We start from the raw sequence: 11,416 nt of genomic DNA, 5'->3' as shown, positions 1-11,416 counted from the left end.
GATGGAAAACGGAAGTGCAGGAGAACAAAAACGTCTGTAAATCCTTGTTATAATCAAGAAACAAATAACCGATAGAATAAGATGAATACAAAATCACAAAACAGCAACATGCTGCTGGCATTCCTCACCCTGCTGGGAGTCATAGCCATTGTGGCCGTAGTGGGATTCTTCATGTTGCGCAAGGGACCTGAAATAGTACAGGGACAGGCCGAAGTTACAGAATACAGAGTGTCGAGCAAGGTACCCGGACGCATCCTGGAGTTCCGTGTCAAGGAAGGGCAGAAAGTGAAAGCCGGAGACACGCTGGCCATTCTGGAAGCACCGGACATTCACGCCAAACTGGAACAGGCACGTGCCGCCGAAGCAGCCGCACAGGCCCAGAACGAAAAGGCCCTGAAAGGCGCACGCCAGGAACAGATACAGGCCGCTTACGAAATGTGGCAGAAGGCACAGGCCGGACTGGTAATTGCCGAGAAGTCATACAAACGTGTGAAAAACCTCTACGACCAGGGAGTCATGTCCGCACAGAAGCTGGACGAAGTGACCGCACAGCGTGACGCTGCCGTAGCCACCGAGAAAGCCGCCAAGGCACAGTATGACATGGCACGCAACGGAGCCGAACGCGAGGACAAGGCCGCTGCCGCCGCTCTGGTGGAACGGGCCAAAGGAGCCGTAGCCGAAGTGGAGTCGTACATCGAGGAAACCTACCTGACCGCACAGACCGACGGCGAAGTGTCTGAAATCTTCCCCAAAGTGGGCGAACTGGTAGGCACCGGCGCCCCCATCATGAACATCGCCATTCTGGACGACATGTGGGTGACCTTCAACGTGCGCGAAGACCTGCTGCAGGGAATGAACATGGGGACGGAGTTCGAGGCCTTCGTTCCGGCACTGGACAAGAACATCCGGCTGAAGGTGAACTATATGAAAGACCTCGGCACCTACGCCGCCTGGAAGGCCACCAAGACCACCGGGCAGTTCGACCTGAAGACCTTTGAGGTAAGAGCCATACCGACCGAGAAAGTGGAAGGTCTCCGTCCGGGCATGAGCGTGGTGCTGGAAAAATAATCAACTCAACTTTCGCAAGCTCAAGTTGCAGTTGACGAGTAGACAAGACGTTTGTAGTGAACCGTATCAAGCGGCGCTTTATCAAACAGGACATTCCGAACCTGGTAGACTTGTAGACTGAAAGCCTTGTCAACTGGTAAGTTGAGCACTTGCGAAACTTAAATAACCAAAAAAAAACGGTTAGCGGTCAGCGGTTGTCAGCCATCCTGAGGGTTGACAACCGCCAATCGCCAACCATTGACCGCCAACCACTAATCACTCCTTTCAATGGACACAACGAAATATGAAGCCTTGTGGAACGTGATGAAGCGCGAATGCCGCCGCCTCGTCTCCCGTCCGCTCTATCTCTTCTGCATGGTGATAGCGCCCCTGTTCTGCTACGTGTTCTTCACCACCCTGATGGATTCGGGCCTGCCCAAGGACATGCCCGTGGGAGTGGTGGACCAGGACATGACGGCCACCTCGCGCCAGCTGATACGCAACCTGGACGCCTTCGAGCAGACGGCCATCGTAGCCCACTACCCCACCTTCAACGAAGCGCGCACAGCCATGCAGCGTGGCGAGATTTACGGGTTCTACTACATCCCCGAAGGCACCTCGGCCAAGGCACAGTCGCAACGCCAGCCCAAGCTGTCGTTCTACACCAACAACACCATGCTCATAGCAGGCTCCCTGCTGTTCAGAGACATGAAAATGATGAGCGAACTGGCCTCGGGAGCGGCCGCACGCTCGGCCCTCTATGCCAAAGGCGCCACCGAAGACCAGGCCATGGCCTTCCTGCAACCCATCGTCATAGACACCCATCCGCTCAACAACCCGTGGCTGAACTACTCGGTTTACCTGTGCAACACGTTTGCGCCGGGCATCCTGATGCTGCTCATCTTCATGGTCACCGTCTACTCCATCGGTGTGGAAATCAAGGCACGCACCGCCCGCGAATGGCTGCGCATGGGCAACAACTCCATCTGGATTTCGCTGGCCGGCAAGCTGCTGCCCCACACCGTGGTGTTCTTCCTGATGGGCATTCTGTACAACGTCTATCTGTACGGTTTCCTCCACTTCCCCTGCAACAGCGGCATTCTGCCCATGTTGCTGGCCACCCTCTGCCTGGTGCTGGCCTCGCAGGGAATGGGCATACTGATGATAGGCACGCTGCCCACCCTGCGGCTGGGACTGAGCTTCGCCTCGCTGTGGGGCGTGCTCTCGTTCTCCATGTGCGGCCTTTCCTTTCCTGCCATGGCCATGAGCCCCGTGCTGCAGGCATTGGCCAATCTGTTTCCGCTCCGCCACTACTTCCTCATCTACGTGGACCAGGCCCTGAACGGCTATCCCATGATTTATTCCTGGGTGAACTACGTGGCGCTGCTCATTTTCATGCTGCTTCCGTTCCTGGTGGCCCACCGCCTGAAAGGAGCACTGATTTACTATAAATACGTACCCTGATGAAAGACCTCACGCTCAAACAAAAAATTGTGCAGGGCATCTGCGACATGCTCTACATCTGGAAACAGGAAATCCAAAGCACTTTCCGCGACCAGGGTGTGCTCATTTTCTTCGTACTGGTTCCGCTGGTCTATCCGCTGATATATGCCTTCATCTACACCAACGAGACCATCCGCGAAGTGCCCGCCGTCGTGGTGGACAACTCACGCTCCGCCCTGAGCCGCGAATACCTGCGGAAGGTGGATGCCACGCCCGACGTGAACATCGTCTCCTACTGTGCGGACATGGAAGAGGCCAAACAGATGCTGAAGGAACGGAAAGCCTACGGCATCATCTACATACCGGCAGACTTCAGCAGCAACATCGCACGGGGCAAGCAGACGCAGGTCAGCCTCTTCTGCGACATGAGCGGACTGCTCTACTACAAAGCCCTGTTGCTGGCCAACACCAACGTCTCCCTCGACATGAACGCCGACATCAAGATGCAGCGGGCGGGAAATACAACCGACCGTCAGGACGAAATCACCGCCTACCCCATCGAGTATGAGGACGTGGCGCTCTATAACCCCACCAACGGCTTTGCCGCCTTCCTGATTCCGGCCGTGCTCATGCTGATTATCCAGCAGACCCTCCTGCTTGGCATCGGACTGTCTGCCGGAACGGCCCGCGAGCAGAACCGCTTCAAGGACCTGGTGCCCATCAACCGCCACTACAACGGCACGCTGCGCATCGTCATGGGAAAGGGACTGAGTTACTTCATGGTCTACGTGCTGGTTTCGGCCTACGTTTTGTGTGTGGTACCCTGGATTTTCAAGCTGAACCAGATAGGCATACCGGGCGTGCTTCCCCTGTTCATCCTGCCCTATCTGGCCGCCTGCATCTTCTTCTCCATGACGGCCTCCATCGCCATCCGCAACCGCGAGACCTGCATGATGCTTTTTGTCTTCACGTCCGTGCCGTTGCTGTTCCTTTCCGGCATTTCGTGGCCGGGCTCTGCCATACCTGCCTTCTGGAGGTATTTCTCGTACATCTTCCCGTCCACCTTCGGCATCAACGGCTATGTACGCATCAACAGCATGGGAGCCACGCTGAACGAAGTGGCTTTCGAGTATCATGCGCTCTGGCTGCAGGCCGGATTCTACTTCCTCACCACCTGCCTCGTCTACCGCTGGCAAATCATACGGAGCCGCAAGCACGTGATTGAGGCCTACAAGCGAAAACTGGAAGAATAAGAAAAAGAGGGCGTGTCAACATCAAAAATCATTGAATGACACGCCCTCCTCTTTTTCTTTTACAGTCTGTTCAGCTGCTCCTCCGCCCGGCGGACAGCGGAACCGGCTTCCGCACCGGCTTTCAGCTTCTCCAAATCAAAACTTTCCACCAGCCGGTCCAGTTTCTTCAGCCCCGCCCGATTGCCGTTCTTCTCATACTCCGCCCGCAGCAGGGCCACCTTTTCATATTGCTGTATGCCCTCTATCAAGCGCTCGAAGCGGATGGAGGAACGGAAGCCCGGATAGACCAGATAAGTGTCTCCGCCCGCCCAGGTGATGAAACGGGAGTCCTGCAACGGATATTCCACCCAGCTGTTGTAGGCCCAGCGCAGGTAGCCGTCCATGTGCAGACGGGCTGCGTACAGCCCTATCCAAGCCGCCTCGGCAGGAGGCGAGAAGGTGAACGTATTGGGTCTGGAGTCGGTGCAACAAGTGTAATAGGTACTTACCTTCTGCTCCGCCCGGCGGCGCTCGATGACGGAAAGCGGCATGTGCTGGTCGGGCGACAGGCAATAGTCGTACATGTCCGGTTCAATCTCTTCGTAATAAAGCCCCGCCAGCGACAGCTTGAAGTCCTTGTCGGCCCGGCGAATCAGCGACAGCACCTGCTTCATGGCCGGCAGGGGACGTTCGTCCATGGCGATGCAGGTCTTGTCGAACCAGCCTTTCTCCTTCAGGTGGCGGGCAAAGTCGGTCAGCAGCGCCGTCCACACTTCGTCATACTCCTTCTCGCCCGGCTGGGAGTGCAGCACCTGCATCCGGTTGGTCTTCTGGTCGAAGTACTGGAAGGAGAGGCTCCACGGCACCATGGAGTAGCAGTTTATCTGGCGGTCGATGCCCAGCGACATCATGAATTCCACCCAGGCGTCGAACACGTCATACCGGAACTCCCACGTGCCGTCGTACTTCTTCATCCAGGTAATCATCGAGTCGAAGTAGTCATACGTCTGCCCGTTCCAGGGCTTGTGCATGATGCTGGCCGTGATGACCTTCTGCCCGGCGTCGGCCAGGGCTTTCATCAGCGGGCGCATGGCCTCAAAATGGGCCTCGCTCCACAACGGCGTGCCGTAATAGCGCGCCACGGCGTACGGGTTCTGCCACAAGTCCAGGTGGAAGCTCCACTCCGACGGCTCGGGGAGGGTCCGACGGCCCACCCGTACGCTGAAGGGCAGGGCGGCCTGCTCCGTGTCGCCGCACCATACGCGGACCGTGCCCTTGTAGACGCCCTGAGCGACATCCTGCGGAACCTTCACCGTCATCCACACCGGGCAGACGGTACGCGCCTCCAGGCGGAAGCTGTCTGCAAAGTCCAGCACGTCGGCCACCAGCAGCGAGTCGAACTGCGTCTTGTCCGGCCGGTGTCCGCACCCGCTTTGGCCGAACTCATCGGTCATGACGTAGCGCACAAAATGCGTCTCCACCCGCTCCGAGGGAATGACAGCGCCTCCGGGACCTTGCAAGTCGGACGCCTCCAGGCGGATGTCGGCCTGCCCGTCCCTGCTCCACAACACCAGCTGGGCATTCAGCTTTTCTCCCTTCCAGCCGGACAAGGCAAGCGCCTTACGCGACGGACGCACGTCCGGCACGTCGTTCTTCGGATACCTGACATCGACCGACGCCCAGGCCGCCAACAGGCCTTCGGGCTGCCGGTCCCACGCCGCACGGTCTACGGGCGTAAAGTCGGGCAGTTCGGTGTACGTTTCCAGCGGATACTGGGCAAAGAGAAGGGCAGGAACAACCGCCCACAAAAGGAATAGCAGTCTTTTCATATTCTTCAGATTTTCAGATTAACTAACTGATACAAAAATAGCATTATTGCGCCAACCGTCCCTCCCATTCCCCCTAAAATTATAGTTTCTTCACGGATGGCAACCCGCAGGGAAACGGTCTGCGTCACCCGCGCCACCAGATGCCGGGCTCATCTTTGCATCAATTAACACACGACGTGCTCTTATTTTACGAGACATTCGTACTTTTGGCAGTCCGATTGCAGCCGACAACAAGCGGCCGCCTCCGGCAAAGGGAAAGCCAACAAACATAACTCTTATATACTCAACTTTCGCAAGCTCAAGTTGCAGTTGACAAGCAACAAGTTGACAAGTTCAAGCGGCACTTTATCAAACAGGGCATTCCGGCCTTGTAGACTTGTTGACTGAAGCCTTGTCAACTAATAAGTTGAGCACTTGCGAAACTTAAATTATATATTCTACACATGAAACACAGTCATATTCTGCTGACAGGCCTGCTCCTGTGCCTGGCCTGCACCCTGCAAGCCAAAAAGAGAGTCATCGAACGCCCGCCGTTCTGCGTACGCAACACGACCTCCATCGAGGTCAGCAAAGTGGAGCTCAGCGACACGGCCAGTGTCTTCCACATCTACGCCAAGTACCGGCCCAAGTACTGGATCAAGATTGCCCCCGAAAGCTATCTGAAGGACAACAACGGCGAGACCTACCCGCTGCGCTGGGGCATCGGCATCACGCCGGGCAAGGAATTCTGGATGCCCGAGTCGGGCGAAGCGGAGTTCAAGCTGGTGTTCCCGCCCCTGCCCAAGAACGTCACATCCGTGGACTTCACCGAAGGCTACGAAGCGGAAGGCGGTTACAGCATCTGGGGCATACAACTGAAAGACAAAAAGCTGCCCGAACTCATGCTGCCCGAAGGTGCCACGGTGCATCCGGTGGACAAAGACCTCGAACTGCCCCAACCCGTACTCAGCTACGGCGACGCCACCATCCGGGGCAAATTGCTGGACTACCATCCGGGGATGACAAAGAAACTTCAGTTCCTATTGTTCGACCCTGTCAGGTACTACACGGAATGCGAGGCTGTCGTCGAGGAAGACGGAAGTTTCAGCTTCACCCAGCCCGTATGCGGCACTACGCCCGCAGCCTGCTTCTCCTTCGGTTCGCCCATCTATTTCTACGCCGAACCTGGAAAGACGAGCGAACTGTTCATCAACCAGCGCGAAATCTGCCGGCAGGCATCCAAGTTCCATCAGGACGCCAAGCCCTACGGCCAGCGGGTCTACATCAACGGTCCCCTGCAAGAAATTGCGCAGGAACTCTCCACATGCTCTTTCGACCCGAACCTGATGGAAACCGTAAGCGGGAAAGAAGGACTTGACCTGCCCGCCTACAAGACTGCCGTCATGGCAGAAGCCGCCCGCAAGGAAAAGCTTCTGGAAGAACTGCCCGTATGCGGCGCCACGCGGGAACTGCTGCGCTTCGAACTGGGCTTCAAGAGCTACCAGGCACTGGCGCTCGCTCCCGGCCTGCTGACCCAGCAATACGCCCGAAAAAACAATTTGGACAGGGAAGCCGCCAACGAATACTATGCAAAAATGATGCAATCTCTACCTGCCGATTATAATTCGCTTGACGCTCTTAAGCCACTGAACGATTCCCGCCTGACATTGTCCCCTTCCTACTGCATCGGCATTGTCAACGCCCAGAGAGACAGTGACCGCCTTGCCAAGGAATGGGGAACGGGCCAAGGCATTTTCTTCGATATCACCCGCGCCGCCCGCCTCTACCGGGGCATCCGCGATTTCGTTCCCCTCACCGAAGAGCAGACCGCCGGGCTCGACTCGCTGCCCGCAGCCTACCGCCAGTTGCTGACCGATGCCAACAACCGCCTGCTGCAGACCATCGAAGCCAACAAGAAAAAGACCGGATTCACCATCAACGAGGCCGGCGAGGTGAGCAACGAAGACCTCTTCGCTTCCATCATCAGCAAGTTCCGCGGCAAGCCCCTGCTCGTGGACTTCTGGGCCACGTGGTGCGGTCCCTGCCGCATGGCCAACAAAGCCATGAAGCCGATGAAGGAGGAACTGAAGGATAAGGACATCGTCTACCTCTACATCACCGGCGAGACCTCGCCGCTGGGAACCTGGAAAAACATGATTCCCGACATACACGGCGAACACTTCCGCCTGACCAACGAGCAGTGGGCGTATCTGGGCTCCCAATTCCAGATCAGCGGCGTACCCACCTATCTGGTCATCGACCGCGAAGGCAACATCAAGTACAAGCAGACCGGATTCCCCGGCGTGGACAAGATGAAGGAAGAACTGCTGAAGGTGGCCGACTGAAACCGCCAACGCGCCTTCCGAATGCAGGCAACCTTCGATACGAATGCAGGCAACCTTCACCCCGAAGGTTGCCTGCATTCGTATCGGAAGCCGCCCGTCCGCTGCCGCCCGGCCGGCCTCTTAAATCGCCATGCCTGCACGGTCTGCGCACCATGCTTGCATGGTCCGCAGACGATGCAAGCACGGAGCGAGGACGATGCTTGCATGGCCTAAGGGCTGATTATCAAGGCTCCCAAAGGCCATCGGACAAGGCATCCGTCACCAGCCGGCATGTTCTTTCCTGTTCTCAAAGTCCCCGGCCCCGCGGTTCTTCTCGCCCGCATAATGCCAGGTCATTTCATCCGTATATTCCTTTCCCTTATACGTCACAACCGCCTTCAGCACATTGTCGCCTTCGGCAAGCACCACATGGTCAAAGACATAATGCACATCGGTATATCCCTTGCGTATTCCTTCCAGTTCCTTCCCGTTGAGATACACCTTGGGGAGGCCGATATTGGAGTAGACCGTCAAGGTCGTTTCCTTTCTCTCCCGGTCCGCGTTGCGGCGCTGCGTCATGTAAAGCACCGGATTGGAACTCCAGTTGGCCTTATACCAATAATAGGAATCTTTCTTCGTCTTGCGGTCAAAAGAGACCAGTCCCTTCAGGTTGCGCGCCGGCACACCGCCCCGTCCCCACATGGGAACGGCGAAGTCGAACATGTTCCACAGATAGGAGGCGATGATGTACGGATGTGAGGCTATCACGCTCCACTGGTATTCGTGCGTCTTTGTCTGGAACGTCTCGGGATAGAAGGGCTTGCTCCAGTCCAGCGCATCTCCGGTGTACTCCGTCTGATGCCCGATGTTGGCGTCGGCCCCGTACTCCGTCAGCATCAGCCGCTGCCAGGGATACTCCTTCTCCAGGTTTTCCACCCAGGGCACTATGTCCTGGATTTTGCGCTCGTACCAGCCGAAGTAACGGTTCATTCCCTGCACGTCCGCATTCTGGTTGACCGGATGGTCCGCATGTCCGTAGCCGTTGACCGCCCCCGTATAGCGGTCGGGGTCATCGCTCTTGCACAGGTCGTGGAGGGACTGGGTCAGGGCGGCCGTGTAGCCATGCGGGTGATAGACCTCGTTGTGTATTCCCCAGATGTAGATGGAGGGATGGTTGAAGTTCTGCCGCACCAGTTCGCGCATCTGCTGATGGGCGTTTTCCCACTCCTGTCCCGTCACGCGGTTGACAAAAGGAATCTCCGCCCACACCAGAAGGCCCAGCGTGTCGCAACGCGAGTAGAAGTATTCCGACTGCTGGTAGTGGGCCAGGCGGATGGTCGTAGCCCCCACGTCCATAATCAGTTCCAGGTCGGCGTCGTGCTCTTCGCGGCCCAATGCGCTGCCCTTTCCCAGCCAGTCCTGATGACGGGTCACGCCATACATCGGATATTTCTCTCCGTTGAGGAAGAAGCCCTTCCCCGCCACAATCTCACACCGGCGTATTCCCAAGGGTTGCACCACCTCGTCAATGACCCGGCCTTCGCTCTTCAGGCGGACGACTACCTTATATAAATAGGGGTCCTTGCGCCCGTTCCACAGACGGGGACGGGACAACTGAAAGGCAGACGTATAGCTCTGCATGCCCTGCGGCGTAAGCTCAAGCGGCCGGGACTGCCGTTTCACCACCTTGCCGGCCGCATCGCGGATTTCGGTCTCCAGGTCCAGGGCCGCAGGCACAAGCGAGGCATTGTCCAGCTTGACGCGCACACTGACCTCCGCCGACTTGCGGGAAACGTTTTTCTGCGTGACATAAACCCCGGAAGAAGCATGGTCGCTGACCGCAATGTTGCAAGGCTCCGTCACGACGAGCCAGACCGGACGATATATGCCGCCATAGACCCCGAAAAGGCTGTGATTGACAGGAATGACATCGGGGCGGGCCGTATTGTCGGCCTTGACCACTATCTCGTTCTCGGCACCGTATTTCACCAGACCTCCTATCTCGCAGACAAAGGCCGAATAGGCGCCCTTGTGGGTACCGGCCAGATAGCCGTTGACATAGACCTCGGAGCAGGTGCCCACCCCCTCGAAACGCAAGAAGAGACGCTTGCCCTTCAGGCTGTCCGGGAAGAGATGGGATTTGCGGTAATAGGCCGCTCCTTCGTAGAACGCATTGGTTTTCTCCTGCATGTCGCGGGCATTCCACGTGTGGGGCACGGTGACCGCTTCCCATTCCCCCTCCCACTGTCCGGCGGCTTTCATCGCATCGGCAGAGAAGGGGCCTCTTTTAAACATCCACCCCTCATTGAAAGACAACACTTCACGGGCATACGCTCCGGCATGGCCCAGAACAAGGGCAGACAACAAACAACCTATCAAAAGTATCTTTTTCATAACCTCATTTTTCTATCATTTCACAAATCTCGCAACCGGCCATCAAGAAGGCACCGACCCCGTAGACCTCCGTCATCTCACGGGTCACCTTCCGCGGGTCAGCCCCAATCGGTTGCACATAACCCAGCTTCCCGTCTTCCTCCACCGCCATCGCAAGCGCCTTCCATCCCTTCTCGATGACCGGACGGAACGCCGCCTTGTCCAGCAGGCCGTGGTTCACGCCATAGGCCAGCGCATACACGATGAAGCCCGTTGCGCTGGTCTCCGGCGAGGGATAGGAAGCGGGGTCGAGCAGGCTGGCGTGCCAATAGCCGTCGGGACTCTGCAATGCGGCCACCCGTGTGGCCAATGCCACGAACAGACGCCGGTAGAAGTCCCGCGAAGGCTCATCGGCGGGGAGTGCCCGCAGGATTTCGGCCAGGCCTCCCAGCACCCAGCCGTTTCCACGTCCCCAGAACACTTTCTCACCGTTAGCCTCCCGCTTGTCGAAATAGCGGCAATCGCGGTAGAACAAGTGCTCTTCCCGGTCGTAGAGGTAATCATAAGTAGCCTTATACTCCCGGTTCAGGAAGTCCAGGTATTTTTTGTTGCCTGTCAGGGCATAGAGCTTGGCATAGACCGGAGGGGCCATGAACAGCGCGTCGCACCACGACCAGCGGTCCAGCGTCTCCGGGCGGGCATAGTCCAGTTCCAATGTCGTCCCGGCCGGGTTCTCCACCACCCAATTGGCGCGTGCCATGACGGGAGCCACCATTTTCTTGTCGCCATACTTCAGATAAAGGTCGATGAAGGGTTGTCCCACGGCAATGAAATCCGCATGATACATCCACTTCCCCACCTGGAAATGGTTCCGCCTCCCGATGCGGAGCAGCCATTCGTAGTACGAGCTGTCCCCGTCCTCCCTTTCCGTCAGTTCGGCCCAGTCCACCATGCCCATATAGAGCGCGGCATGGGTCCAGTCCAGGTCGTCGTGCTCGGCTCCGGCATTCGGATGGGCCATTTGCCAGTCGGCCACCCGCTTCATCAAAGCCTTGACATCGGCTTTGGCAGTTTGTGCCACGGCCGGAAGAAACGCAGCAAGCCACAGGAACGAATACAAAACGATTCTTTTCATCATATTCTTAAGTTTCGCAAGTTTATTAATCGATTGTAGTTAAGGAGTTAAGAA

Annotated in this window: 7 protein-coding genes; 4 read left to right on the top strand and 3 right to left on the bottom strand. The window is 57.2% G+C overall.

Annotated elements, in window-relative coordinates; translation table 11 throughout:
- The first annotated feature begins 81 nt into the window (after window positions 1–81).
- From Q1Y74_RS09080 to Q1Y74_RS09070, 3 genes are all read left to right on the top strand, one after another.
- Window positions 82–1,068: a biotin/lipoyl-binding protein gene (locus Q1Y74_RS09080; RefSeq protein ID WP_300813939.1), complete on the top strand. Its 987-nt coding sequence runs from the start codon at window positions 82–84 to the stop codon at window positions 1,066–1,068.
- Between the two features lie 267 nt (window positions 1,069–1,335).
- Window positions 1,336–2,511: an ABC transporter permease gene (locus tag Q1Y74_RS09075; protein ID WP_300813938.1), complete on the top strand. Its 1,176-nt coding sequence runs from the start codon at window positions 1,336–1,338 to the stop codon at window positions 2,509–2,511.
- Window positions 2,511–3,743 carry an ABC transporter permease gene (locus tag Q1Y74_RS09070; RefSeq protein ID WP_300813937.1) on the top strand — a complete coding sequence of 411 codons (1,233 nt, stop codon included), beginning with the start codon at window positions 2,511–2,513 and terminating at the stop codon, window positions 3,741–3,743. Before Q1Y74_RS09075 ends, Q1Y74_RS09070 begins: the two co-directional genes overlap by 1 nt.
- Before the next feature lie 59 nt (window positions 3,744–3,802).
- On the opposite strand, the gene Q1Y74_RS09065 is transcribed toward Q1Y74_RS09070, so the two are convergent.
- Window positions 3,803–5,551, bottom strand: a complete 1,749-nt coding sequence (locus Q1Y74_RS09065; RefSeq protein WP_300813936.1) for a DUF4091 domain-containing protein — start codon at window positions 5,549–5,551, stop codon at window positions 3,803–3,805.
- Between the two features lie 443 nt (window positions 5,552–5,994).
- On the opposite strand from Q1Y74_RS09065, the gene Q1Y74_RS09060 reads away from it, so the two are divergent.
- Window positions 5,995–7,875 (top strand): TlpA disulfide reductase family protein, encoded by a 1,881-nt coding sequence (locus Q1Y74_RS09060; protein WP_300813935.1) that lies wholly within the window; start codon window positions 5,995–5,997, stop codon window positions 7,873–7,875.
- A 258-nt stretch (window positions 7,876–8,133) separates the two neighbouring features.
- Here the strand turns inward: Q1Y74_RS09060 and Q1Y74_RS09055 are convergent, their stop codons facing one another.
- Window positions 8,134–10,248 (bottom strand): glycoside hydrolase family 2 TIM barrel-domain containing protein, encoded by a 2,115-nt coding sequence (locus Q1Y74_RS09055; RefSeq protein ID WP_300813934.1) that lies wholly within the window; start codon window positions 10,246–10,248, stop codon window positions 8,134–8,136.
- A gap of 4 nt (window positions 10,249–10,252) precedes the next feature.
- Window positions 10,253–11,362: a glycoside hydrolase family 88 protein gene (locus tag Q1Y74_RS09050; protein WP_300813952.1), complete on the bottom strand. Its 1,110-nt coding sequence runs from the start codon at window positions 11,360–11,362 to the stop codon at window positions 10,253–10,255.
- Window positions 11,363–11,416 lie beyond the last annotated feature (54 nt).

Source organism: uncultured Bacteroides sp., assembly GCF_949298305.1.
Classification (GTDB): Bacteria; Bacteroidota; Bacteroidia; order Bacteroidales; family Bacteroidaceae; genus Bacteroides.
This window is presented reverse-complemented; position numbering and strand designations above follow the sequence as displayed.

Bases quoted from the DNA above. Each gene is read 5' to 3' on its own strand.
- Q1Y74_RS09080 (WP_300813939.1), top strand. From the start codon at position 82: ATGAATACAAAATCACAAAACAGCAACATGCTGCTGGCATTCCTCACC.
- Q1Y74_RS09075 (WP_300813938.1), top strand. From the start codon at position 1,336: ATGGACACAACGAAATATGAAGCCTTGTGGAACGTGATGAAGCGCGAA.
- Q1Y74_RS09070 (WP_300813937.1), top strand. From the start codon at position 2,511: ATGAAAGACCTCACGCTCAAACAAAAAATTGTGCAGGGCATCTGCGAC.
- Q1Y74_RS09065 (WP_300813936.1), bottom strand. From the start codon at position 5,551: ATGAAAAGACTGCTATTCCTTTTGTGGGCGGTTGTTCCTGCCCTTCTC.
- Q1Y74_RS09060 (WP_300813935.1), top strand. From the start codon at position 5,995: ATGAAACACAGTCATATTCTGCTGACAGGCCTGCTCCTGTGCCTGGCC.
- Q1Y74_RS09055 (WP_300813934.1), bottom strand. From the start codon at position 10,248: ATGAAAAAGATACTTTTGATAGGTTGTTTGTTGTCTGCCCTTGTTCTG.
- Q1Y74_RS09050 (WP_300813952.1), bottom strand. From the start codon at position 11,362: ATGAAAAGAATCGTTTTGTATTCGTTCCTGTGGCTTGCTGCGTTTCTT.